Genomic DNA, 23,284 nt, shown 5'->3' with positions numbered 1-23,284 from the left:
GACTTAGAGACGCCAGGCGGAATGCAAAGCTGCGATCCCACCGGTCAGATTGCGATAACGGGATTCGCCGAGCCCGGCAGCAGCCATGCGGGCGACAAGCGACTCTTGGTCCGGGAAACGCCGGATCGATTCCACAAGGTACTGATAGGAGTCACGGTCATCGGCGACTTTCTCGCCCAGCCAGGGCAGCACCGAGAAGGAAAAGCGGTCGTATATCTGGCTAAGCAACGGGACGACCACGTGACTGAACTCAAGGCACAGGAAACGGCCGCCGGGCTTGAGTACCCGCCGCGCTTCCGCCAGAGCAAGATCAATGTCGGTCACGTTGCGCAGACCAAAGGCAATGGTATAGGCGGCCATGCTGCGGTCTGGAAACGGCAGTCTTTGGGCATCGCCGCATACCCAACGGATGCCCCCTGTAATGCCATGGTCGATGGCTCGGTTGCGGCCCACCTCCAGCATCTCCGGGGTCAGGTCGCAAATCGTCATGGGACCGGCCTTGTCCAGCCCTACCTGCTTGAGGATGCGAAATGCGATGTCTCCCGTGCCACCGGCAACGTCGAGGTGCGCCATGCCTGGTTTCGGGTCCAGCCAGGCAACCATCTCACGCTTCCACAATCTGTGAATGCCGCCCGACATCAAGTCGTTCATCAAGTCATAGCGACCCGCAACCGAACGAAATACGCCCTGGACCAAGGGTGCTTTCTCTGCACGGGCGACTTCGCGAAACCCGAAGGATGCCGTATCGCCGGAAGGAGCTTGTTCTTTCATGGCGCGCAAGATAGCGCGCCGACTGCGCTTAGGCTACTCTCCAACGCATCTGAGGTTGGAAGACGAGTCGTAGTGTTTTAGTCATGCCGGAACTCCCTGAGGTCGAAACCGTACGCCGCGGTCTGGCGCCCTTGATGGAAGGCCAGCGCCTGCGTCGTGTTCTGCAGCGCCGACCTGATTTGCGGTTCCCGCTGCCAAGCGATTTCGTTGCGCGGCTAGAGGGCCGGCGCGTGGTGGCCATTGAGCGGCGCGCCAAGTATCTTCTGTTCAGGCTCGATGACGGCGCCTATCTGCTCTGTCATCTGGGCATGTCGGGGCGAATGCTTATGGTCGATGATCCCGATTTACCGTTGGGCAAGCACGATCATGTGGTCTTCGAGACAGAGGCAGGCCTGCAGGTGCGTTTCAATGACGCACGACGTTTCGGGATCATGGATATTCTGCCGGACGAGGCGGCCTTGACCAGCCATCCGCTGTTGGCGGCATTGGGTCCGGAACCTCTCGGCAACGCTTTCAGCGGTCCAGTGTTAGCGGCTGGATTGAAGGGCAGGCGCTCACCGATAAAGGCGGCGCTGCTAGATCAGCGTGTGGTCGCCGGGCTGGGTAACATTTATGTTTCGGAAGCGCTTTTCCATGCGGGCCTGTCTCCACGCCGCTCAGCCCATACGGTTCAGGGCGCGCGGGCCGAACGTCTGGCACTAGCGATCCGGGATGTGCTGACCCGTGCGATCGCAGCCGGCGGATCGTCACTACGCGACTATGTTCAGGCGGATGGAGAATTGGGATACTTTCAGCACGCCTGGGCGGTCTATGGTCGAGAAGGCGAACGCTGTCCGGATTGCGATTGTCTGGAGCCGGGCGACGTCTCCGGGGTCGGTATTAGGCGAATCGTACAATCGGGCCGTTCGACTTTCTATTGTCCCAGCCGCCAACGCTAGGGTAGGAAGAAGGTTATGAACCGCTTGTCCCGCACCCTGCGCTCTATTTTTCTGGCCGCCGTTTGCCTGTCGGCCTTACTGGCGGGTGGGAGTCTGGCTCAAGATGGACAGGCCTTCCTGTCCGATATCCAGGATCTTCCACTGATGCGCGGCCTCGAGGAGATCCAAGGCCAAGGGATGGCCTTTGACAAACCGTCAGGACGCATTGTCGAAGCGCACGCAATTGGCGATTTGGAGGAAGCGGAGGTTCGGCGATTTTACGAGAGAACGCTTTCGCAGCTGGGGTGGCGATCGGCAGGACGAGATACCTTCCACCGGGAAGGTGAGGTGTTGAGCATCAGTTTCGAACGGTCGGGCGGCCATCTGGTCGTCGGATTTACACTGCAGCCAGGATAATGCAGCCTTCCGGCGAAGGGCGCCTGCACGACCGTCGGCCCACTATTTCCATAAGGAGAGTCTGAGGACCATGGCCTACGAGAATATCATCGCTGAGAAAAAAGGAGGCGTTGGCCTCATTACCTTGAATCGCCCACAGGCGCTCAATGCGTTGTGCGCCGCGTTGATCGATGAACTAGCTCATGCATTGGACGATTTCGAGGCAGACGACGACATCGGCGCTATCGTCGTCACCGGATCCGAGAAGGCTTTTGCCGCGGGTGCGGATATCAAGGAGATGAAAGACCGGACCTACATGGACGTTTACGGTCAGGATTTCATCACCAAGGGGTGGGGGCGCCTTGCCACCACCCGCAAGCCGACCATCGCCGCAGTATCAGGGTTCGCCCTGGGCGGCGGTTGCGAGTTGGCTATGATGTGCGACATGATCATAGCGAGCGAGAGCGCCAAGTTCGGACAACCGGAGATCACAATCGGCACTATTCCAGGGGCCGGCGGGACCCAGCGGTTGACCCGCTTCGTTGGCAAGTCTTTGTCAATGTACATGAACCTGACCGGCGAATTCATCGATGCGGACACGGCCCTGCGCAGCGGTCTCGTCGCCAAGGTGCTGCCGAATGCCGAATTGTTGGATGAGGCGTTGCGGATCGGTGCGAAAATCGCCGGGATGTCGCGCCCGATCACCATGATGTGCAAAGAAGCAGTGAACCGCGCTTATGAAACATCTCTCGCCGAAGGGGTCTTGTTCGAGCGGCGGGTCTTCCACTCAACTTTCTCGACTGAAGATCAAAAGGAGGGGATGAATGCCTTCGCTGAAAAGCGGAAGCCGTCCTGGAAGCATCGTTGAGCAGGCATCGGGCCGATGAAGTAATGGCTGGACTTTCCATGCCACCGGCGCTTGACGCCCGGTCTGGCTGCGGTTATAACCCCGGCCTTCTGAACACCGGAATTCTTAAAAAGGTCGTCTGACATGGCCCATCATAAATCCGCCCAAAAGCGGATACGCAGAAACGAGCGCCGCGCCGAGATCAATGGCACGCGTGTGAATCGCATCCGTACCTTCCTGAAGAAGGTCGAGGTTGCTCTGGCGTCCGGCGATAAGCCTGCCGCCCAAACCGCACTGCGCGAGGCGCAGCCGGAGCTGCACCGTGGCGTGCGCGCCGGCGTGATGCCAAAAAATACGGTGGCGCGTAAGCTTTCGCGGCTTTCCGCTCGGGTAAAGGCGCTCGGCTGATCCCAGCCTTGGGTTAACGGCTTGAAGCCGCAACGGATATCCGTTGCGGCTTTTTGCATGTCTGAGGCTCGGGTGACTTGGAGCCGTGCCTCCGATTGCGAATCCATAAATTTTGATGGAAGAAATTCGCGCGTTCTGGATTCAGTCTCATTGCATGACCGTTGCTGCGGCGGTACTCTTTACTTCCCGTTCGGCGGGTGCAAATAAAAAACTAGAATTACAAGAAAAAAATAAAAATCAGGGAGTATTAGTCGTGAGGTGTTTCGGGTCTACTTCAATAGTCCTGGGAAAGTAACAAAACAGTGCAAGTAAACTGAGGCGATATTCTGTCGCCTTTGGTTGAAGGGTTTTGTTCTCCGGATGAGCTAGTCCTGATGGTTTCGTAGCAGAGTTAGATGCGCGGGGTGAGGCGATCTCGTTCGAGATCGGTCGGAGAGAGCAAGAGAGGGCGGAGAAAAGGGGAATGGGTAATTCGGCAAGCGAACGAGATGTTAGCGAAGCCTGGGCCAAAGTTCGAGGACGGCTTCGCGACGAAGTAGGAGAGGCGGCTTTTCGGAGTTGGCTTAAGCCTCTCACGCTTGTCGGACTGAACAACGGGCAGGTTCGCCTTGCCGTGCCGACCCGCTTCATGCGCGACTGGGTGATTTCCAACTATTCGGATCGTCTGCGGGCGCTGTGGGCAAGCGAGGATGGCGCTCTTAAGGGTGTGGAGATCGTCGTCCGTTCCTCCCCGACGCGTGCGCCACTTGTTGGTGCGGGCAAAGCATTCAATGAGGAACCTGCAGATGATGACGCAGATGCGTTGGCGCAAGGCAATATCACGCCGGTAGCCGAAGCCAAGCGGGATGGTTATGACGATATTTCCGCACCTTTGGACCCGCGCTCGACTTTCGAGAGTTTTGTCGTCGGCCAGCCAAACGAGTTGGCTTACGCGGCGGCGCGGCGCGTTGCGGAGGCAGGATCCGTCGCTTTCAATCCCTTGTTTCTTTACGGCGGCGTTGGCCTTGGGAAAACGCACTTGATGCACTCGATCGCTTGGCATGTGCGCCAGCGCAGTCCGCAGAAGAAGGTTATCTATCTGTCTGCGGAAAAATTCATGTACCAGTTCATCAGAGCGCTACGCACTAAGGATACGGTAGCCTTTAAGGACCAGTTCCGTTCGGTAGATGTTTTGATGATCGACGATGTTCAGTTTATCGGTGGTCGTGAGTCCACCCAGGAAGAGTTTTTCCATACCTTCAATGCGCTGGTCGATCAGAGCCGTCAGGTCGTGGTGTCGGCCGACAAGAGCCCATCAAACCTCGAAGGGGTCGAGGAGCGCATGCGTTCGCGGTTGGGTTGGGGCCTAGTCGCGGAAATCGATTCGACGAACTATGAGCTGCGGCTTGGAATTCTCCAATCCAAGGCCGAACAGATGAAGTGCAATGTCAGCTTGAAGGTTTTGGAGTTCCTGGCGCACAAGATTACCTCCAACGTGCGTGAGCTTGAAGGGGCGCTCAACCGCATCACCGCACACGCGACGCTTGTCGGGCGGCCGGTGACATTGGAGACTGCGCAGGAAGTGTTGCACGATCTGCTGCACGCCAATGCACGGCGCCTGACGATCGAGGAGATACAGCGCAAGGTCGCGCAGCATTTCAACATTCGCCACGCCGACATGCTTTCCGCGCGCCGCGCGCGCGCCGTTGCGCGTCCGCGTCAAGTCGCCATGTACCTTTCCAAGCAGCTGACCTCTCGGTCATTGCCGGAGATCGGTCGGCGATTTGGCGGTCGCGACCACACAACCGTGATGCATGCGGTGCGCAAGATCGATGAGTTGCGTGGTCTGGATGCCGGGTTTGCCGACGAAGTCGACCTGTTGCGCCGTATGCTGGAGAACTAATGGATTTCGCAACGGTCCTGAGCTTCTCCTTCATTGCGGCACTGCTGGTGATGTCGCCGGGACCGAATGGTGTTTTGATCGCAAGGACCGTCCCCACGTCGGGAAAAGCGGCAGGTTTCGCCAACGTTGCCGGATTTGTGTCGGCTTTCTATCTTCACGGTGCTCTGTCGATCCTGGGTATTTCAATTATTCTCGTTCAATCGGCGCAAGCATTCTTCATCGTTAAAATGCTGGGTGCAGCCTATCTGTGCTGGATCGGTTTAAAGGCCTTGCTGGAGGCATGGCGTGGGGTTGCACCCGCCGTCGCGGACGTCGCGCCTGCGAAAAGGCGCAGAACGCTCCTTAAGGCCTATTCCGAGGGGTTCTTGACCAATGCATTGAACCCAAAGGTGTCGATGTTTTACCTCGCGGCCTTTCCACAGTTCATTTCGCGGACGGATGGCGCCTTGAGTGCGTCTTTCACGCTCGTTTTCATCCATTCGCTGCTGAACCTGGTCTGGTTCTCGTTGATTATCATGCTTTTTGCGCGATTGGCGGGCGCAACCCGGAACCAAAGCTTCCAACGGTGGCTCAAGAGCATCACCGGTGTCGTCTTCATCGGTTTTGGCGCGAAGTTGGCCATGCTGAAGCTTTAGCCGGTGTGCTTGGACTGGTTCCATCGGTCTGGAAATCTGTAGTTTGGACGACCCTGTAAGGTCGATCACCACGGAGCCCAAAATAGGCCTGTAAAAAGCGCGAAAACCCTTACGATTCCGGGCAGTATGGTCTATATTATGCATCCGTGCCGTAAGGGGTCGATTCGCCCCCTCGAACAATCGTCAGATAGTGGCTCGGATGAAGTTGGATGTACCTTCCGCTGTGAAGGCATAAGTCATAGAAAACGCCTTAGAAATCAAGCCATTGGGACTGCCATGAAACTGACCATTGAACGCGCGGCGCTGCTGAAATCCCTGGCCCACGTGCAAAGCGTTGTAGAGCGCCGCAACACCATTCCCATTCTCTCGAACGTCTTATTGGCCGCAGGTGACGGAAATTTGTCGCTAACGGCAACCGATATGGACCTGACGATCATCGAAGAGGTCGCGGCCGAGGTGTTGCAAGAGGGGGCGACGACGGTTCCTGCGCATACGCTTTACGATATCGTTCGCAAGCTTCCCGACGGGGCGCAGGTTGAGTTATCGCTCGCGGGTGACAGCGGTCAGATGACCCTGACCGCGGGGCGGTCCGCTTTTACGCTCACGACGCTGCCGCGCGAAGATTTCCCCGCTTCCAATCAGGTTGATCTGCCGCAGTCCTTCAAGGTCGCGGCACCAGAGCTTTGCAGCCTGGTGGATCGCACCCGGTTTGCCATTTCGACTGAGGAAACCCGTTACTACCTCAACGGCATCTACCTTCATGCCGCTGAGAGCGGTGGCGTCCCGGTACTGCGTGCGGTCGCGACCGACGGCCACCGTCTGGCGCGCTTTGAGATGCCGTTGCCCGAGGGTGCTAAAGGCATGCCAGGGGTGATCGTGCCCAGAAAGACCGTCGGTGAACTTCGCAAGCTGTTTGACGAGTCCGACGACAGCGTCGCAATCGCCCTCTCCGACACGAGGATTCGTTTTTCCTTCGGTTCGACCGTCTTGACCTCGAAGCTGATCGACGGAACCTTCCCCGATTACGAGCGAGTCATCCCCAGCGGCAACGACCGTACGATGGAAGTCGATCGCAAGGCCTTCCGCGAGGCGGTCGATCGTGTCTCCACGATTTCCTCGGAGAAGAGCCGCGCGGTCAAGCTTTCGTTCAGCGAGGGCCTGTTGACCTTGTCTGCCACCAGCCCCGAGAACGGTAGCGCGATCGAAGAGATTGAAGTTGCTTTCAAGGGCGAGACGCTGGAGATCGGTTTCAACTCACGATACCTGCTGGATATCGCCGAGCAGATCGAGGGCTCTGAAGCGCTGTTCCAGCTTTCCGACGCGACATCGCCAACGATCGTGCGCGACGTCGGTGATGAGTCCGCGCTGTATGTCCTGATGCCGATGCGGGTCTGAGGAGGGCCTTTTGGCCGCTTTGCAGCACCTGAAAGCCAACCAGATGCCAACAGCATCCCTTGATGGCCCGGATGAGGTGGCGAAAGAGGGAGTGAGGCAGCCGACCGTCTGGGTGGCGCGTTTACAGGTCAACGCCTTTCGCTCTTACCGGCAGGCCGGAATGGAAACGAATGGGCGGCCCGTGATTCTGACCGGCCCTAACGGCGCTGGTAAGACAAATCTGCTGGAGGCGCTCTCCTTCCTGACGCCGGGACGCGGTTTGCGCGGGGCGCGCCTCTCGGAGGTGGACCGGCGCGTCGGCGGTGACGGGACAGAGGGTGGCGAAACTTCTCAACCGTGGGCGGTTGCCGCGGAGGTGGTGGTTGCCGGTGAGCGGCGGTCTCTTGGAACCGGACGTGATCCAGCCAGTCCGCGCGACAAGCGGGCCGTGAAACTGGATGGCGCTTTCGCCAGCAGTCAGCAGGCTCTCGGCGAGGTTTTGTCGGTCGTATGGCTGACGCCACAGATGGATCGCCTGTTTCAGGAGGGGCCGAGCGAGCGACGGCGGTTCCTGGATCGCTTGGTTTTTGGAAGTGATCCGGCACATGCGGGCCGGATTGCGAAATACGAACAGGCCTTGCGAGAGCGATCACGCCTGTTGCGTTGGGAAAAGGGAACCCCAGACCCGGCTTGGTTGACGGTGCTGGAGGAAACACTGGCGGAGCAGGGTGTGGCGATTGCGGCAGCCCGTTGCGCGCTAGCGGAGCGTTTGGCCAGCGCCTGTGCCCTGGCCGGGGGCGCCTTTCCACGCGCATCTCTGGCGGTGGCGGGAGACGTGGAGGCCTGGCTAGCAGATATGCCCGCGCTCGCCGTCGAAGATCGCCTGCGGGAGCATCTCCGTGCCTCGCGAAGCGGGGATGCGGAGCAGGGCGGAGCGGCGGTTGGTCCACATCGTAGCGACCTGCGGGTAGGCCACCTGCAGCGAGCCATGCCGGCGGAACTTTGCTCGACCGGCGAACAAAAGGCGCTGTTGATCGCGATCGTGCTGGCGAACTCGCGGCTGATTGCCAGTGAGCGTGGTGCGGCGCCGCTGTTGTTGTTGGACGAAGTGGCCGCGCACTTGGACGAGGAACGTCGGCGCGCGCTGTACGACGAGTTGTTGGCTCTTGAGGGCCAAAGCTGGCTGACGGGCACGGACCCGTCGCTGTTTGATGGAATTGGCGGCAACGCCGAGTTTTTCTCTGTCCGGGAAGGGCGCATTGCGCCCGATTCGTGAGTTCACGGAAACCCCCTCCCGGTATTCGAAGGCGGACTGAAACATGAGTGACGAAAAGAGCAATCGTACGAACGACGCGGCGGAAGAGTATCTCGCTGAATCGATCAAGGTGTTGCGCGGACTGGAAGCGGTTCGCAAACGCCCGGGTATGTACATCGGCGACACGGACGATGGCTCGGGGCTGCACCATATGGTCTATGAGGTGGTCGATAATGCGATTGACGAGTCCTTGGCCGGGTACTGCGATGCCGTCAATGTCGTCTTGAACGGCGATGGGTCGGTGACGGTTACGGACAATGGCCGTGGAATACCCATCGATATTCACAAGGAAGAGGGCGTTTCCGCCGCCGAGGTCATCATGACCCAACTGCATGCAGGCGGTAAGTTCGACCAGAATTCCTACAAGGTCTCCGGCGGCTTACACGGCGTCGGGGTGTCGGTCGTCAATGCGCTGTCCAAACGGCTCGATCTACGCATCTGGCGTGGTGGCAAGGAACACGCGATGTCTTTCGAACATGGCGAAGCCGTGGAGCCCTTGAAGATCGTTGGGGATGCCGGGGGCAAGACGGGAACGGAGATCACCTTCCTGCCCTCATCCGAGACCTTTACGATGTTGGAGTTCGACTTTCATCGTCTCGAACACCGTCTACGTGAACTGGCTTTCCTGAATTCCGGGGTTAAGCTCCTGTTGACCGACGATCGTCCGGCGGAACCGAAGTCGGTTGAGTTGTTCTATGAAGGCGGTTTGCTGGCTTTCGTCGCTTATCTGGACCGATCCCGCCAGCCGTTGTTTCAGCCACCGATCCATGTTCAAGCCGAGCGCGAGGGAATTTCCGTCGAGTGTGCCTTGCAATGGACGGATGCCTATCACGAGCAGGTTTTGTGCTTTACCAACAACATCCCGCAACGTGATGGCGGTACGCATCTGGCCGGTTTCCGCTCTGCGCTCACACGTCAGATCAATGCTTATGCCCAGAGTTCTGGCCTGGCAAAGAAAGAGAAGGTGGCCCTGACAGGCGACGATGCCCGAGAGGGTCTTACGTGCGTGCTGTCGGTCAAGGTGCCTGATCCAAAGTTCTCCAGTCAGACCAAGGACAAGCTTGTTTCCTCCGAAGTCCGCCCTGTCGTCGAGAGCTTGGTGGGGGAGGCGATGGAGCGCTACTTCGAGGAGCATCCCAACGAGGCGCGGCGCGTCGTCGGCAAGGTGGTTGAAGCCGCCGCGGCACGCGAGGCCGCTCGCAAGGCCAGAGAGTTGACGCGCCGTAAGTCGGCCCTGGACATTGCCTCGCTGCCAGGCAAGCTCGCGGACTGCCAGGAAAAGGATCCGGCGCTGTCCGAAATCTTCATCGTCGAGGGTGATTCCGCAGGCGGCTCCGCCAAGCAGGGGCGTGATCGCAAGCACCAGGCGATTTTGCCGCTTAAGGGTAAGATCTTGAATGTCGAGCGCGCGCGTTTCGACAAGATGCTATCCAGCCAGGAGATCGGCACGCTGATCACCGCTCTGGGTACCGGTATCGGGCGCGAGGAGTTCGATATCAACAAGCTGCGCTATCATAAGATTATCATCATGACGGACGCAGACGTTGACGGATCACACATCCGGACGTTGCTGCTGACCTTCTTTTTTAGGCAGATGCCGGAAATCATCGAGCGCGGTTACCTCTACATCGCCCAACCACCGCTTTACCGCGCCAAGCGTGGGAATTCGATGGTGTATATCAAGGGCGAGCGGGAAATGGACAGCTACCTGATCGACCAAGGCGTCGAGGAAAGCGTCTTGACGCTGGGCGGTGGAAGTCAAGTGGCCGGGCAGGCGCTTAAAGCGCTGGTGGAACGGGCCAATCTCGCCAAGCAGTGGCTCCAGCCTTTGATCCGAAAGGTAGGAAACGTGCGGATCGTGGGCCAAGCGGCCATTGCGGGCGCGTTGAATGCGGATTTGCTTGCCGACCGGGAGAAAGCTGCGGAAGCAGCGCGTTACATCGCCAAGCGCCTGAATGCTATGGAGGAAGAAAACCAGAAGGGTTGGCAAGGCGATGTCGCCGAGGACGGCGGTTTGGCCTTCCAGCGCACCTTGCAGGGCGTTACGGAGCGCCGCGTGATCGATGCGGCGGCCTTGCGCAGTGTCGAGGCGCGGCGGTTGGACTCGATAGCTGGAGAACTACAGGAATCCTACCGCTTGCCTGGGGAGCTGAAGTCCAAGGAGAAAAGCTTTCCCATATTCGGCCCGGCAACCCTTGCCGAGGCTATCATGGAGTTGGGCCGCAAAGGCCTTGCCATTGCCCGCTACAAGGGCTTGGGCGAGATGAACCCGGAGCAGCTTTGGGAAACCACTTTGGATCCGGATGCCCGCTCGTTGCTTCAGGTCAAAGTCGCCCATTTGGACGAAGCCGGACAGGTGTTCGAAACCTTGATGGGGGACGTGGTGGAGCCGCGCCGCGAGTTTATCCAAACCAACGCGTTGGAAGTTGCAAACCTCGACGTTTAGTAAATTTGGTCGGCGATCCCCAGGTGGCTCAGGTCATCCGGGTGTAGCGCGCTCGCGCGCCGCGCTCGATTGCCGCGGCGGGTAGGCGGCCGACAGGCAGCGTAAAGCGCAACATTTCCAAAAGCCTCAGTTCCTCCTGCGATGCCAGGCCGTCGGCGGCTGCAACGTCGCAAGCGACGGCGTAAGCGGTTTCGCGAAGTTGGGCGGGCAGCGCGGACGCGATCATTTCCAGTGCCTTGTCCAGCCCGTCCTCGTCGGCAAGAAGGTCGGAACAACGGTTTGCCAGGGCCGGCAAATCGTCCACCTTGAAATCATCAAACACTGGCAGATGCCTCACGATATCGGCGATTGTGCTGAGTTCCTTGTCAGTCATGTCGTTGTCGGCGGCCGACATCATGACCATGGTGTAGATGAGCGCTTCGTGATGGCCGATCATGGCGATGCTTGGTCTCCTGTTGAATTGCAATCCGTGAAGGCAACGTAAGGGCCCGGACGTTCGCCTGCAAGGCTCAGGCGAAAGATTGCTCTATCCGTTGAAGCAATGCGGCAGCCAAACCACGGGTTTCCGGGTCGTCTTTACCTGTTACCGACGCGGGCCGCCAGTGGCGCTGAAACGCCGCAATGACCTTGCCGGCGTCTTCGTCCAGATATCCATATCCGATTTCTTGGAGGACGCCGACCAAATCCCTGTCGGTATCCAGTGGTTCATCGCACCAAAGGCCGATCCCGTTCTCCGCCAAGCGCCGCCAAGGGAATAACTCGCCTGGGTCTTCCTTGCGCAGGGGAGCGAGGTCCGAATGGCCAAGGATCCGTTGCGGTGCGATGTTATGACGCTCCAGAACCGACCGACAAAGGTTTTCCAGGCTTTCGATCTGCGCTTGCGGGAAGGGGCGGTATCCAAAAGCGTGTCCCGGATTGACCAGTTCGATCCCGATAGAACGGCTGTTGATATCGGTGATGCCGTCCCAATAGCAAACGCCAGCGTGCCAGGCGCGCCTGGATTCCGGCACCAGTTCCCAGGTGCGGCCGTCTTCGTCGATGCAGTAGTGGGCGCTGACTTTGGCTGCCGGATCGCACAAACGATCAAGCGCTTCCTGGGCTGATCGCATGCCGGTGTAATGCAGAATCAGAAAATCGACCAGCCCCGTGCCCGGCCGGTCTTCCTGGTTCGGGGAGGGGCGTTGCTCGATAATCATAGGCGTCCCTACACCCGCTCGATTTCCGGGGCGGCGGTCGTTGGCCTGCGCACCAGGATAATGGCGACGCCCACGATGGTAATGGCAGCGCCTGTTATGAAGGTGAGCGTGAGGCTTTCGCCCAGGACGATAACGCCGGAAAGCACCCCCACGGGCGGGATCAACAGCGTTATGGGCATGGTGATGTTCATATCGTAGAGCGGTAAAAGCCGGTACCAGATACCATAGCCAATCACCACAACGAAGACGGCTTGATAAATTACCGATGTAACGCCCTCCCAACCGATGGCCCTCAAGTCCTCCATCTGGCCGGTCTCCAAAGCGAGCGAGCAGAGGAACAACGCAGGCGCGGAAAAGGCCGACATCCAGGCAAGAAGCGACAGCCCGTCAATTGGGGGGCGGATCTTAATCACAAGATTGGCGACCGACCATATGCAAGCGGCGAGGATGACCAAGCTTAGGTAAAAGTACTGACCTTCGACGCGCGGTTCGCCAGCAATCACCGCGACCCCGACAAATGCGATGGTCATGCCAAGGCCTCGCCGCCAGCCAAGTTTATCATTGAGGAAGATGGCCGCCAGTATTGAGGCGAAGGGGACTTGGAGCTGAATGGCAATTGCCGCAGTCGAGGCATTCAGACCCGCCAGCCCCGTGAAGTTCAACGAAAAGTGCAATACACCAAGCAGGATCGTGATAATTGCAATGTCCAGCCATCGTCCTTTGGGCGGTTTGACAAACGGTAGCAAGATCACTGCAACCAGCCCGAAGCGCAGGGCCGTTAGCATCAAGGGCGTCAAATCCCGTAAGCCGATCTTGACGACGGCGAAATTGAAACCCCACAGGCACATGACCAGGAGAAACAACATGAGATGCAGGGGTCGAATGGAAAGCATCAGCGATCCAACGCCATTATGAAATGCCCTTTTCTTTGCAAATGCGGTCGTAGGCCACATTGATCTTGGCCATCTTTTCGTTGGCCATCGCGACGAACTCCTGCGGCATGCCTTCGGCTACCAGACGATCAGGGTGATTCTCACGGATAAGCTTTCGATAGGCGGCTTTTATGGCTTCGGGGACGGTTTCCCGAGTAACCCCTAGAATATGATAGGGATCTTCGGCGTCGGGACCCAGGTTGGCTGCCTTGAGACGATGCCATGCCGCTTCGTCCAGGCCGAAGATGTTGGCAACGGCTTGCAGATAGTCCAGTTCTTCCGGGGTTACATGGCCATCGGCTCGGGCGATGTGGAACAGGCCGTCCAGCAGTTCTTCGAGCACTGCCGGGCGATCCCGGAACAACCGAGCGATCTGCTTGGCGTAGGGCTCGAATCCATTGGCATCGCGGCGGGCCTGATCGAACAGACGGCCGACGTTCTTCACCTCTTCCGGAGGAATATGGAACACCTGCCGGAAGGCGGCGATCTCATCCTTGGTGACATGGCCGTCGGCCTTGGCCATCTTGGCGCCCAGCACGATGACAGCGATGGTAAAGGCGATTCTGCGGGTTGGATCATTGCTGGCGCCCGTACCGCCATCATCGCCGGGTGGTTTGCTGTCTTCGGCCATTTTGTCCACGGCATGACCGGCCACCGCACCGAGGATCGCCCCCAGTGGCCCCCCCACCGCGAATCCGGCAGCGCCGCCGACAATCTTTCCCCAGATGCTCATAAGTCTTTGATACCTTGGGACTATGGTTATTGAAAGGGAAACCGTCCGCTTTGCCTATGCGGAAAGAACAACCCTCCCCCGACCAGATGAAGCGATCATAGAATGGGGGTGCCAATGGCGAAGAAAGCCGTAATCTCTTCTGATTGCAGTGTTTGGCGCGCCAGAAAGTGCGTCTGCACATCGCTGGATGCTTGCGTGGCGGGGTGTGTTGAACTAGGTTTCGTCGATAAATTATCGATAAATTGCTTTTGGGGGTTGCAATGGCCGAGCATCAAGTAACGACGACGGGTACCTGGCAGTTCTGGATCGACCGTGGGGGTACTTTTACGGACGTCGTTGCACGCCAGCCGGACGGCAGTTTGCGGAGCCACAAATTGCTCAGTGAGAACCCGGAGCAATATCCCGATGCCGCAATTCAAGGCATTCGGAACCTGTTGGGCATCGGCAAGCAGGAATCGATACCTGCGGAGATTATCGACGCCGTTAAGATGGGCACCACGGTGGCCACCAATGCTTTGCTTGAGCGGAAGGGTGAGCGCACCTTGCTGGTCGTAACCAAGGGCTTCAAGGACGGCTTGCGTATCGCCTATCAGAATCGGCCGCACCTCTTCACGCGCAAGATCGAGTTGCCCGAACAGCTTTACGAGCAGGTGGTGGAGATTGACGAGCGTGTCATGGCGGATGGAAAGGTCTTGGCCGCCCCTGATGAGAGCCTTGTGGAGCGTCAGTTGCGGGAGGCTTTCGAGCAGGGCTTCCGGTCCTGTGCCATTGTTTTCATGCATGGCTACCGCTACAGCGACCACGAGAAACTGGTTGCCGAAATAGCCCGCCGAATCGGATTTCTTCAGGTTTCGGTGAGCCACGAAGTGAGCCCGCTGATGAAGTTTGTCGGGCGTGGCGACACGACCGTTGTCGATGCTTATCTCTCGCCGATTCTGCGGCGTTACGTGGACCGCGTCGCGGGCGAGCTCGGCGATGTGCGCTTGATGTTCATGCAGTCGAACGGCGGTCTGACTGACGCGCGGCGGTTCCAAGGCAAGGACTCCATCCTTTCCGGCCCGGCCGGCGGCATCGTCGGGTGTGTTCGCACGGCAACCATGGGTGGTTTCGAAAAAATTATCGGCTTCGATATGGGCGGCACCTCCACCGATGTTTCCCACTATGCGGGGGAATACGAGCGGGCCTTTGAGACGCAGGTCGCAGGTGTTCGGATGCGCGCGCCCATGATGCAAATTCATACGGTTGCGGCAGGTGGCGGCTCGATTCTTCACTTTGATGGCAGCCGTTACAGGGTCGGCCCTGACTCCGCCGGCGCCAATCCCGGCCCCGCCTGCTATCGGCGCGGCGGACCTTTGGCAGTCACGGATGCAAACGTCATGTTGGGCCGTATCGTGCCGGAGTTTTTCCCGAAGGTCTTCGGGCCCGACGCCAACGAGGCGTTGGATATCGATGTTGTAAGGCAGAAATTCCAAGAGCTTTCCCAGAGGATCGAACGGGAAGCCGGCGACAAACGGAGCCCGGAAGAGGTTGCCGAGGGGTTCCGGCGCATTGCCGTGGAGAATATGGCAAACGCCATCAAGAAAATCTCCATCCAGCGCGGGTATGACGTAACCGAGTATACGCTCAACTGTTTCGGCGGCGCCGGCGGCCAGCATGCCTGCGACATTGCCGATACCTTGGGAATGACCAGCATCTTCCTCCACCCCTATGCCGGTGTACTATCGGCCTATGGCATGGGGCTGGCCGATCTGCGCACCTTCGCCCAGCAGGGCGTCGAGGGTCGTCTGGATGACCCTGCGGTGCGCGGGGAATTGAAGCGGTTGTCGGCTGCTTTGACCGAGGAAGCCCGCCAGGACCTGAAGGCCCAGGGTATCTCCGAGGACAGCATGTCCTTCAAGCGCGAAATCTACGTGCGCTACCAAGGTAGCGATACCTCGTTTGGGGTGCCCGACAATCTGGATGACCTGGATGCGCTCCGGGCAACTTTCGAGGAGGCGCATCGGCAGCGCTTCGGCTTCGGGCTGGAAGGCAAGCCCTTGATCGCCGAGTTGGTGTCCGTCGAGGGCATCGGTCATACCGGTGTGTCAGACGATCCGTTGCTTGAAATGGAAAAACGCACCTCGCCGTTGGTGCCGCGCGCGCAGGCGCCGATGTACGTCGAAGGCGCATGGGTCCAGGCGCCGGTGTACGACCGGGACGATCTGCTGGTTGGCGATCACTTGGAAGGCCCGGCGTTGCTGATCGAGCCGAACAGCACCACGGTGATTGAGAAAGGCTGGCGCGCCAAGCTGACCGAGCGCAATCATCTGGTCATGGACCGATATCAGGCCATCAAACGCCAGGAGGCCGTGGGCACCAAGGTCGATCCCGTCATGCTGGAGGTTTTCAACAACCTTTTCATGTCGATTGCCGAACAAATGGGCTCGGTTCTGGAGAAGACGGCGCACTCGGTCAACATCAAGGAACGGCTGGATTTCTCTTGCGCCGTCTTTGATCTGAACGGCCATTTGGTCGCCAACGCCCCACACATGCCGGTTCATCTGGGGTCGATGAGCGAGTCGATTCGGGCTGTGATTCGGGAGAACGCCGGGCACATCAAGCCGGGTGACGTTTATGTTTTGAATGCACCCTACAACGGCGGCACGCACTTGCCGGACATCACCGTTGTAACGCCGGTCTTCGATCAGGCGGGCAAGGATATCCTCTTCTACGTCGCCAGCCGCGGCCACCATGCCGACGTCGGCGGAATCACACCGGGGTCAATGCCACCGGATTCCCACACCGTCGAGGACGAAGGCGTATTGATCGACAACTTCAAGCTGGTCGATCAGGGCAAGTTCCGCGAAGGTCCGTTGCGCGAATTGCTGACCTCGGGCCCTTACCCGGTAAGAAACGCCGACCAGAATATCGCGGACCTGCAGGCGCAGATCGCCGCCAACGAGAAGGGGGTGCAAGAACTGCGCAAGATGGTCGATCACTTCGGCCTCGACGTCGTGATCGCCTACATGGGGCACGTGCAGGACAACGCCGAAGAACAGGTCCGCCGTGTGCTGGATGTGTTGACCGACGGCAGCTTCACCTGCCCGATGGACGATGGCAATCAGGTGGCGGTCGATATCACCATCGATAAGAAGGCGCGACGCGCAACCATCGATTTTTCGCGCACCAGCGGCCAATTGACGAGCAATTTCAACGCGCCCTCGGCGGTATGCCGGGCGGCCACGCTCTACGTTTTCCGCACGTTGGTCGAAGACGAGATTCCCATGAACGAAGGCTGTCTCAAGCCTCTCGACCTGATCATCCCCGAAGGTTCGATGCTGAACCCGCGTTATCCCGCAGCCGTTGTGGCCGGAAACGTCGAAACCAGTCAGATCATCACCGATACGCTATATGGCGCGCTCGGTGTGCTGGCGGCAGCGCAGGGGACGATGAACAACATCACCTTCGGCAACAAACGCTATCAGTACTACGAGACCATCGCCGGCGGATCGGGCGCCGGGCCGGATTTCGACGGTTGCGACGGGGTTCACACCCACATGACCAACTCGCGCCTGACCGACCCGGAAGTGTTGGAGTTCCGCTTTCCAATCTTGCTGGAATCCTTTGAGATCCGGCGGGGCAGTGGCGGCAAGGGCCGCCACCGTGGCGGCGATGGCACGCTGCGGCGCCTGCGGTTCCTGGAAGACATGACTGTCGCCATCCTCAGCAGTCATCGTCTTATTGAGCCTTTCGGCGTTGCCGGTGGCGAAAACGGCCAGTGCGGCAAGAACTGGGTCGAGCGGGCCGATGGCACCATCCATCCGATGAGTGGCACCGACCGCACCGAGATGAAGCCGGGCGATGTCTTCGTGGTGCAGAGCCCGACCGGTGGCGGGTTCGGTCCGGTTTCCGAACGGCGGGAGGCGGCGGAATGAGCAAGGGATCGGCCCAGGGCGAGCAACCCCCCGGGTTGCAACGCGGCCGCAAGGGGCAACGCATCGTCTCCTCCTCGCACCTGGTGTCGGAAACGGCCGCCGAACTGTCGGAACTGGAGTTTGGCCTGATTACCGTCAGCAACGCCTTTTCGCGATGGATCGTGCGCTGCATGGCGGCGGCCGGTTGCCCGGACCTCTCGGCGTTGGACGTGATGGTGCTGCATTCAGTCAATCACCGCGGGCGGCCCAAGAAGCAGAATGACATCTGTTTCGTGCTGAATGTCGAGGACACCCACACGGTTACCTATTCCCTGAAGAAGCTGTCGCGCGCCGATCTCGTGGCCGGGGAGAGGGTTGGCAAGGAAACGCTCTGGCAGGCAACGGAAGCAGGAACTGCTGCCTGCCAACGCTACCGCGAGGTGCGGGAAACCTGTCTCTTGGAGGCGATTTCTGCCTTTGCCGGTATCCGGCGCGATGAGCTCAATGCCGAGTTCGGCGAGGTGGCGGAGCTTTTGCGGGCCCTCTCGGGGCTTTACGATCAGGCTGCGCGCTCGGCGTCCTCGCTTTGACGTCTGCGGCGGGTCGCCAGCCAAATACCAGGCAACACCAGTGCGGCGCCTGTCAGATGGTAGAATTCCAGGCTTTCGCCAAGCAATATGTAGCCTAGGGAGGCCGCATAAACCGGGATCAGGTAGAGGATCAAACTGGTGGTGGAGGCGCCCAGGTAGCGCTGCATGTACCCGTAGGTTCCGTAAGCACCCAATGCCGGAACGAGCGCTAGGAAAAGAACCGCGCCGATGCTGAGCGCATCCAGGGTTGGCGCTTCGATCCAGACACTTTCCCAAATGTGGAAGGGCGCCAGAACCGCCGTGCCGTAAAGCATGATGGCTGCAAAGCGGACATTGGGTTTCAGCTTGCTCGGCCGATGTTTCAGCAGAATAGAGTAGAAACCCCAGCCGGTCGCTGCTGCCAGGATCCAGAGGTCGCCGGGCGAAAGGGACAGGCTGAGCAGCGAATCGAGATTCCCGCGAAACACGATAAGCAGCATACCGGCCAGTGCGAGTCCCGCGCCCAGCCACTGCCTTTTGATCATGACGGACCCGTAGAAAAAGTGATCCAGCAGAATGATCAGCACCGGGGAATAGGCATAAATCAGACCGATGTTCATCGCCGTGGTGGTGTCCGCCCCGATATAGACAAACGCGCCACAGACGCCCATGCCGAGTGCACCTAGGATCGTCAGATCTCGCCATTCAGCCAGGATATCGGCGCGGGCGCGCCAAACCGGTCCACCCAGAAACATCAGGAGGATCGAAACGGCTATGGCCCAGCGCCAGAAGGCCAACGCGATCGGCGGTACCAGATCGGCGGTTGCTCGAGCCATCAACATGTTCCCGGCAAAGAAGGCTGGGTTGATGAACAGCAAAATCCGCGCCAAGCGATCACCGCTCTGCCAGAAGCGGTTGCTCGGCGCGTCGGCTTCCTTGCTATGGATCGGCTGAAAGCTTTGTTCGGTCATGGCGCTCTTCTTATCACGGGCATTTTGTCTCAGGCCATGCAAAGTGCGGGATGCCTCCATGCAAAAGCCTTGGCGGCCAGCGTTCTTGATCTTTACACTTCCGCCCTGGCTTTAATCCATGGAAAGGCGCCGACATGTACCGCAAGACGACACCTGAACTGCTCAAGGCCGCTCAGAAAGGCGATATCGAGGCGCTGAAGGCAGGTTTTGCCGCCGGCGAACCGGTTGATGGCTGTGATCGCTACGGCGCAACCCTTCTTTACCTGGCTGCTGCTTCCGGGCGGATTGAAACCGTGGAGTTTCTTCTTTCCGCTGGGGCTTCGGTCGAACAAACCAGCGATGCGGGCAATTCACCGCTTATGATCGCCGCGGCCCGGGGGCACGAGGAAGTTGTTCGCCGTTTGCTGGCGGCCGGCGCCTCGAGCGAGCACAAGAACAAGTGGGGATTCGGCGCGCGTGATTGGGCACAGTGGCCCAGCAACGCCGATGTTATGACCGGTCTTGTGCTAAGTGCCGTGGATTCTTGATCCCCAGCGCTATTGCGATGCAGCATATATCTGTTTTTTCTCTTGGTAGCCGAGAATTTTCCCAAAGAGATAATGGGAAATAGTTAAAAAAATCAAAAAACTAATCATTAGATATTGCACTGCACACAAATCATGCTTAAATTTTGCAGTGCGGCAATGATCTGGCGTCTGCCAGGTGGCCGTAACGCACTTCTTGAGCGTTTCCTCCCTAAACTCGGGCCGCGCCTTTGGGTGTGGCCCTTTTTTTATCCGAGAGTCGGGGCGTTTGGGCCCTCGTCCGGTGGCGTCAGATTTCCGGGGCCAAGGTCGCGTTCCATCAGTACTTGATCGAGCCAGCGTCCGTGTTTGTAGCCAACGCCACGCACTGTTCCGGCGAAAACGAAGCCTCGGCCTGCGTGCAAGGCGATCGAGGCGACCTGGAGGCTGTCGCCGATCACAGCCACCATTTTGCGATATCCCTGCTCATCGGCGAGTTCTATCAGGCGATCGAGGAGCGCGCCTCCTACGCCTTTCCCCGCAGCCTCGGGCGCAACGTAAACAGAATCCTCCACTGTATAGCGGTAGGCCGGTCGAGGCCGGTAGGGACCGGCGTAGGCGTAACCCAGGACCCGGCCGTCATCAGTCACGGCAAGGATATAGGGGTATCGCGCCATCTGTAGCGCCTTGAAGCGTCCGCTGAAGTCCTCCAGCGTCGGCGGTTCCAGTTCAAAGGATGCCGTGCCGTGCCGCACGTGGTGCGCGTAGATGGCGAGCAAGGCCTCCAGATCGCTGCTCGCCGCCGCGCGCAGTGTAAAAACGATACCTGCTTTTTCTTTACCCATAGCGGTTGTCTCCGGATATTAGCTGCGCTGGGTCGAGATCCGACAGTGCTGCAACCGCGCGGCGCAAATCGGCGCGCAGGCTCGCCATGCCGGGTCCACGCGCGAAGTTGCGTTCATCCATATAAAGCGCGCGGTTGATCTCGATCTGCAGGGCATGCACGGCCTCGCCGGGTCGGCCGTAGTGCCGCGAAACGAACCCGCCCGCGTAGGGCACGTTGCGAGCAACCTTGTAGCCTGCGTTGGACAGGTTCTGTTCCACCGCTTCGATGACCGGACCGGCGCAGGAACTGCCGTGGCAATCGCCAAGGACGAAGGCAGCCCCCTCCGGGCCCGGATCATGACCACCTGCGGTTGGCTCCTTGTGTTTGCCTATTGAGCCCCGTGGCGAGGGACCGCCGACCGATGGCATGGAATGGCAATCCAACAAGATACAGTAACCAAACGCTTCCCGGGTTTCGTCGATTAAACGGCGCAAGGTCGCATGATAGGGACGGTAATGCTTTTCAATCCGGGCCTGCGCCTCGGCGAAATGCAGCTTCGTCCGGTAGATTTCCGCGCCACCGGCGACGACGCGCGCCAGGGTGCCAAGCCCAGCCGCTACACGGGGCGAGCGGGTGTTCGCAAAGTCCGGCAGGCTGTCACAAAACATCGTGGGATCAAGCTCATAGGCTTCGCGATTCGGATCGATGTAGGCGCGTGGGAACAGCGCGCAGAGCAGGGGCGCTCCAAGAGCCGGGATATTGCCCGGGCTATCGGGATCATCGGGGTCGCCGCTGGGGCCCGCCGCAGTGACGAAATCGAATAGCTCGTCGACAAAGGAATCTTCGCTGCGGCGCAGCGCCTGTGCATCGAGCCGTGATGCAGCGATGAATTCGGGTGGATAGCAGCGGCCGCTGTGCGGTGAAGCCAGGACGAGGGGCAATGTCTGGCGTGCCGGCCGCAGGACGATGTGAGACGGATCCGGCAGATTGAGGACCGCAGCGTCGTGACCGTCCGGTACGGCATTTCGGGCTACTTTAACGCTCTGCTTTGGTTGTCTCTTCACCGGTTCATCGGTCCTGTCGTGAGGCTGACGTTAAGGCTGCCGTTGGAGTATAGCCGTCGGGCCCGCCTTTTGGTTACTGCCTTCGCTGCTCGCCCTTTGGCGGTGATTTTCAGCCCCTATTCCTAGGTACTGGCTTCCTTGCGGCGGGGCAAGAGGCAGGCTTGGTGCAGCTTTATAGAAAATGGAGCCTTGAAAAGGTGCAAGGGGCATGGTATCCGCCTCTCGCTTGGACAGGAAAGGCCGCATTCGTTGGCTCTTACCGCCCCCAGGCATCCCGAACCGGAAACGGGCGCGTAGCTCAGCGGGAGAGCACTACGTTGACATCGTAGGGGTCGCTGGTTCAATCCCAGCCGCGCCCACCATCCACCTCTTCCCCCGGTAATTTTGGCGCTATAGTGCCTTCATGCACCAAGAACGGCGCCCTGATCGCGGCCGGATGCTTGCCAATAGTGGGTGCTATCTTATATCAACGGGGCCCAAAGCGAGGACGACCTCCCCCGGCCCGGGAAACTGAAGACGGGACGACCCGTAGGAAAGAGTGGGAGAGCCCCCTTTGCGCAGCGTCCGCGACCGTATCCGCCATGCCGTGTGTTTCGAGGTCATCGGCCTTATCATCGTGACCCCCGTAGCCGCCTGGGGTTTTGACCAACCGATGCATGCCATCGGCCTCGTCGCGTTGGTCAGCTCGCTGCTGGCGACGGCCTGGAACTACCTCTACAACCTGCTGTTTGACCACGCCATGTTGCGGCTCACCGGCAGCCCGCGAAAATCGGTGGCGATCCGCGTCTTCCACGCGGTGCTGTTCGAGTTCGGAATGCTACTGGTTCTCTTGCCTTTCATCGCCTGGTACCTGGGCATCACCTTGCTGCAGGCCTTCCTGATGGACGTTTCCTTTGCCCTTTTCTATCTGGTTTACGCCTTCGTCTTCAACTGGGCCTACGACGTGATCTTCCCCATTCCGCACTCTGCCAAAGCGCGGGTGTGAGAGGAATCCATCGTCATTTTGGTTTGCAGTACCCCGGGAAGGGGAGGCGTTTGCTGCGTTCGGTTTCGAAGGGCTCGTAGAGGCCGCCCGAATAGCGCGGACAGTCGCGGGCAAGGCCAAGCGCCACGACGGCGACGGAGAGGTCCGTGCCGTCGGCCAGGAAGCAATTTCCCACCCAGCGGTCATAGGTCTTGCGCCCGGTAAGATCGCAGATCACCCGCTGGCCCGCGACCAGACCGCGCATGGCGTTCTTGGACTGCTGGCCATATGGCTCGGAAAGCTCCGGTGCGGAAATGCCGCTGAAGCGGACGGGTACTCGCGCCACCTCGATGGTGTCGCCGTCGCGCACATGGGTGACATACCCGGAAATACGGCTGGGGGTTCCCACCGGCGGATCGCCCGCCCGGGCGACGCCGGATGTTGCCGCCAACCCCATCAAGAGAGACGCCAGCGCTAAAGCTGACAGGAAAGAGCGCGCCACCCGCGCGCCGCACCGTATCGATCGCATTCAGAAAAACCCAAGTTAAGCGTGTAGCAAATCAAAATACTACGACCTTAGAGTGTGTACCAGAATGTAATTGAGGTGCCTTCGTGGTCTGATCGTCGCAGTGGCGCGGTTGC

The 23,284-nt window shown here is 59.3% G+C and carries 22 protein-coding genes and 1 tRNA gene; 14 read left to right on the top strand and 9 right to left on the bottom strand.

Translation table 11 applies throughout. From position 1 onward, the window contains the following. Positions 1-3: 3 nt before the first annotated feature. Complete coding sequence (locus tag ABIE63_RS09260; RefSeq protein ID WP_354504156.1) at positions 4-771, bottom strand: class I SAM-dependent methyltransferase; 768 nt, start codon at positions 769-771, stop codon at positions 4-6. 83 nt (positions 772-854) lie between these two features. Between ABIE63_RS09260 and mutM the strand changes: the two genes are divergently transcribed. The 9 genes from mutM (at position 855) to gyrB (ending at position 10,991) form a co-directional block, all read left to right on the top strand. Next, positions 855-1,709: a bifunctional DNA-formamidopyrimidine glycosylase/DNA-(apurinic or apyrimidinic site) lyase gene (mutM, locus tag ABIE63_RS09255; protein WP_354504155.1), complete on the top strand. Its 855-nt coding sequence runs from the start codon at positions 855-857 to the stop codon at positions 1,707-1,709. Between the two features lie 15 nt (positions 1,710-1,724). Then, complete coding sequence (locus ABIE63_RS09250) at positions 1,725-2,105, top strand: hypothetical protein (RefSeq protein WP_183416070.1); 381 nt, start codon at positions 1,725-1,727, stop codon at positions 2,103-2,105. A 70-nt stretch (positions 2,106-2,175) separates the two neighbouring features. After that, complete coding sequence (locus tag ABIE63_RS09245; RefSeq protein WP_354504153.1) at positions 2,176-2,952, top strand: enoyl-CoA hydratase; 777 nt, start codon at positions 2,176-2,178, stop codon at positions 2,950-2,952. 123 nt (positions 2,953-3,075) lie between these two features. Next, on the top strand, positions 3,076-3,339 hold the full coding sequence (rpsT, locus tag ABIE63_RS09240; protein WP_183416067.1) for a 30S ribosomal protein S20: 264 nt from the start codon (positions 3,076-3,078) through the stop codon (positions 3,337-3,339). 463 nt (positions 3,340-3,802) lie between these two features. Then, the gene (dnaA, locus tag ABIE63_RS09235) at positions 3,803-5,221 is read left to right on the top strand and encodes a chromosomal replication initiator protein DnaA (protein WP_183416066.1); all 1,419 of its coding nucleotides are present in this window, start codon (positions 3,803-3,805) and stop codon (positions 5,219-5,221) included. Beyond that, a complete protein-coding gene (locus tag ABIE63_RS09230) occupies positions 5,221-5,856 on the top strand; it encodes a LysE family translocator (protein ID WP_354504152.1) in 636 nt (211 codons plus the stop codon). The genes dnaA and ABIE63_RS09230 overlap by 1 nt, the downstream gene beginning before the upstream one ends. A 276-nt stretch (positions 5,857-6,132) precedes the next feature. After that, positions 6,133-7,251 carry a DNA polymerase III subunit beta gene (gene dnaN, locus ABIE63_RS09225; RefSeq protein WP_183416063.1) on the top strand — a complete coding sequence of 373 codons (1,119 nt, stop codon included), beginning with the start codon at positions 6,133-6,135 and terminating at the stop codon, positions 7,249-7,251. A gap of 10 nt (positions 7,252-7,261) precedes the next feature. After that, positions 7,262-8,506 (top strand): DNA replication/repair protein RecF, encoded by a 1,245-nt coding sequence (recF, locus tag ABIE63_RS09220; protein WP_354504150.1) that lies wholly within the window; start codon positions 7,262-7,264, stop codon positions 8,504-8,506. Positions 8,507-8,549: 43 nt separating this feature from the next. Further along, positions 8,550-10,991, top strand: coding sequence for a DNA topoisomerase (ATP-hydrolyzing) subunit B (gyrB, locus tag ABIE63_RS09215; RefSeq protein WP_354504148.1), 2,442 nt, complete (start codon positions 8,550-8,552; stop codon positions 10,989-10,991). A 28-nt stretch (positions 10,992-11,019) separates the two neighbouring features. Here gyrB and ABIE63_RS09210 read toward each other — a convergent pair whose 3' ends face one another. The 4 genes from ABIE63_RS09210 to ABIE63_RS09195 form a co-directional block, all read right to left on the bottom strand. Then, on the bottom strand, positions 11,020-11,427 hold the full coding sequence (locus ABIE63_RS09210; protein WP_354504147.1) for a tellurite resistance TerB family protein: 408 nt from the start codon (positions 11,425-11,427) through the stop codon (positions 11,020-11,022). Between the two features lie 73 nt (positions 11,428-11,500). Beyond that, positions 11,501-12,187: an N-acetylmuramoyl-L-alanine amidase gene (locus ABIE63_RS09205; protein WP_354504146.1), complete on the bottom strand. Its 687-nt coding sequence runs from the start codon at positions 12,185-12,187 to the stop codon at positions 11,501-11,503. Positions 12,188-12,195: 8 nt separating this feature from the next. After that, positions 12,196-13,080 carry an EamA family transporter gene (locus ABIE63_RS09200; protein ID WP_354504145.1) on the bottom strand — a complete coding sequence of 295 codons (885 nt, stop codon included), beginning with the start codon at positions 13,078-13,080 and terminating at the stop codon, positions 12,196-12,198. A gap of 16 nt (positions 13,081-13,096) precedes the next feature. Beyond that, positions 13,097-13,852, bottom strand: coding sequence for a TerB family tellurite resistance protein (locus ABIE63_RS09195; RefSeq protein WP_354504144.1), 756 nt, complete (start codon positions 13,850-13,852; stop codon positions 13,097-13,099). A 260-nt stretch (positions 13,853-14,112) separates the two neighbouring features. Between ABIE63_RS09195 and ABIE63_RS09190 the strand changes: the two genes are divergently transcribed. Then, positions 14,113-17,766, top strand: a complete 3,654-nt coding sequence (locus ABIE63_RS09190) for a hydantoinase B/oxoprolinase family protein (RefSeq protein WP_354504142.1) — start codon at positions 14,113-14,115, stop codon at positions 17,764-17,766. Further along, on the top strand, positions 17,763-18,335 hold the full coding sequence (locus ABIE63_RS09185; protein ID WP_354504141.1) for a winged helix DNA-binding protein: 573 nt from the start codon (positions 17,763-17,765) through the stop codon (positions 18,333-18,335). Before ABIE63_RS09190 ends, ABIE63_RS09185 begins: the two co-directional genes overlap by 4 nt. Here the strand turns inward: ABIE63_RS09185 and ABIE63_RS09180 are convergent. Further along, the gene (locus ABIE63_RS09180; RefSeq protein WP_354504140.1) at positions 18,305-19,285 is read right to left on the bottom strand and encodes a DMT family transporter; all 981 of its coding nucleotides are present in this window, start codon (positions 19,283-19,285) and stop codon (positions 18,305-18,307) included. The two genes, ABIE63_RS09185 and ABIE63_RS09180, sit on opposite strands and share 31 nt — an antisense overlap. Before the next feature lie 134 nt (positions 19,286-19,419). Between ABIE63_RS09180 and ABIE63_RS09175 the strand changes: the two genes are divergently transcribed. Continuing rightward, positions 19,420-19,812: an ankyrin repeat domain-containing protein gene (locus ABIE63_RS09175; RefSeq protein WP_354504139.1), complete on the top strand. Its 393-nt coding sequence runs from the start codon at positions 19,420-19,422 to the stop codon at positions 19,810-19,812. Between the two features lie 245 nt (positions 19,813-20,057). Here ABIE63_RS09175 and ABIE63_RS09170 read toward each other — a convergent pair whose 3' ends face one another. Further along, complete coding sequence (locus tag ABIE63_RS09170) at positions 20,058-20,633, bottom strand: N-acetyltransferase family protein (RefSeq protein WP_354504138.1); 576 nt, start codon at positions 20,631-20,633, stop codon at positions 20,058-20,060. Next, positions 20,626-21,600, bottom strand: a complete 975-nt coding sequence (locus ABIE63_RS09165) for an N-formylglutamate amidohydrolase (RefSeq protein WP_354504237.1) — start codon at positions 21,598-21,600, stop codon at positions 20,626-20,628. Before ABIE63_RS09165 ends, ABIE63_RS09170 begins: the two co-directional genes overlap by 8 nt. Positions 21,601-21,965: 365 nt before the next feature. Between ABIE63_RS09165 and ABIE63_RS09160 the strand changes: the two genes are divergently transcribed. Continuing rightward, positions 21,966-22,040: transfer RNA gene (locus ABIE63_RS09160), tRNA-Val, on the top strand. A 191-nt stretch (positions 22,041-22,231) separates the two neighbouring features. Next, entirely contained in the window at positions 22,232-22,663 is a 432-nt protein-coding gene (locus tag ABIE63_RS09155; RefSeq protein WP_183416050.1) for a PACE efflux transporter, read from the top strand. A 13-nt stretch (positions 22,664-22,676) separates the two neighbouring features. On the opposite strand, the gene ABIE63_RS09150 is transcribed toward ABIE63_RS09155, so the two are convergent. Then, positions 22,677-23,171, bottom strand: a complete 495-nt coding sequence (locus ABIE63_RS09150; protein ID WP_354504137.1) for a thermonuclease family protein — start codon at positions 23,169-23,171, stop codon at positions 22,677-22,679. Positions 23,172-23,284: the final 113 nt, after the last annotated feature.

The sequence above is a fragment of the Limibacillus sp. MBR-115 genome (genome assembly GCF_040549425.1).
Lineage (GTDB): Bacteria > Pseudomonadota > Alphaproteobacteria > Kiloniellales > CECT-8803 > Limibacillus > Limibacillus halophilus.
The sequence above is the reverse complement of the archived record's forward strand: the minus strand, read 5'-3'. Positions and strand labels throughout refer to the sequence as shown.

Bases quoted from the DNA above. Each gene is read 5' to 3' on its own strand.
- ABIE63_RS09260 (WP_354504156.1), bottom strand. From the start codon at position 771: ATGAAAGAACAAGCTCCTTCCGGCGATACGGCATCCTTCGGGTTTCGC.
- mutM (WP_354504155.1), top strand. From the start codon at position 855: ATGCCGGAACTCCCTGAGGTCGAAACCGTACGCCGCGGTCTGGCGCCC.
- ABIE63_RS09250 (WP_183416070.1), top strand. From the start codon at position 1,725: ATGAACCGCTTGTCCCGCACCCTGCGCTCTATTTTTCTGGCCGCCGTT.
- ABIE63_RS09245 (WP_354504153.1), top strand. From the start codon at position 2,176: ATGGCCTACGAGAATATCATCGCTGAGAAAAAAGGAGGCGTTGGCCTC.
- rpsT (WP_183416067.1), top strand. From the start codon at position 3,076: ATGGCCCATCATAAATCCGCCCAAAAGCGGATACGCAGAAACGAGCGC.
- dnaA (WP_183416066.1), top strand. From the start codon at position 3,803: ATGGGTAATTCGGCAAGCGAACGAGATGTTAGCGAAGCCTGGGCCAAA.
- ABIE63_RS09230 (WP_354504152.1), top strand. From the start codon at position 5,221: ATGGATTTCGCAACGGTCCTGAGCTTCTCCTTCATTGCGGCACTGCTG.
- dnaN (WP_183416063.1), top strand. From the start codon at position 6,133: ATGAAACTGACCATTGAACGCGCGGCGCTGCTGAAATCCCTGGCCCAC.
- gyrB (WP_354504148.1), top strand. From the start codon at position 8,550: ATGAGTGACGAAAAGAGCAATCGTACGAACGACGCGGCGGAAGAGTAT.
- ABIE63_RS09210 (WP_354504147.1), bottom strand. From the start codon at position 11,427: ATGATCGGCCATCACGAAGCGCTCATCTACACCATGGTCATGATGTCG.
- ABIE63_RS09205 (WP_354504146.1), bottom strand. From the start codon at position 12,187: ATGATTATCGAGCAACGCCCCTCCCCGAACCAGGAAGACCGGCCGGGC.
- ABIE63_RS09200 (WP_354504145.1), bottom strand. From the start codon at position 13,080: ATGCTTTCCATTCGACCCCTGCATCTCATGTTGTTTCTCCTGGTCATG.
- ABIE63_RS09195 (WP_354504144.1), bottom strand. From the start codon at position 13,852: ATGAGCATCTGGGGAAAGATTGTCGGCGGCGCTGCCGGATTCGCGGTG.
- ABIE63_RS09190 (WP_354504142.1), top strand. From the start codon at position 14,113: ATGGCCGAGCATCAAGTAACGACGACGGGTACCTGGCAGTTCTGGATC.
- ABIE63_RS09185 (WP_354504141.1), top strand. From the start codon at position 17,763: ATGAGCAAGGGATCGGCCCAGGGCGAGCAACCCCCCGGGTTGCAACGC.
- ABIE63_RS09180 (WP_354504140.1), bottom strand. From the start codon at position 19,285: ATGACCGAACAAAGCTTTCAGCCGATCCATAGCAAGGAAGCCGACGCG.
- ABIE63_RS09175 (WP_354504139.1), top strand. From the start codon at position 19,420: ATGTACCGCAAGACGACACCTGAACTGCTCAAGGCCGCTCAGAAAGGC.
- ABIE63_RS09170 (WP_354504138.1), bottom strand. From the start codon at position 20,633: ATGGGTAAAGAAAAAGCAGGTATCGTTTTTACACTGCGCGCGGCGGCG.
- ABIE63_RS09150 (WP_354504137.1), bottom strand. From the start codon at position 23,171: ATGCGATCGATACGGTGCGGCGCGCGGGTGGCGCGCTCTTTCCTGTCA.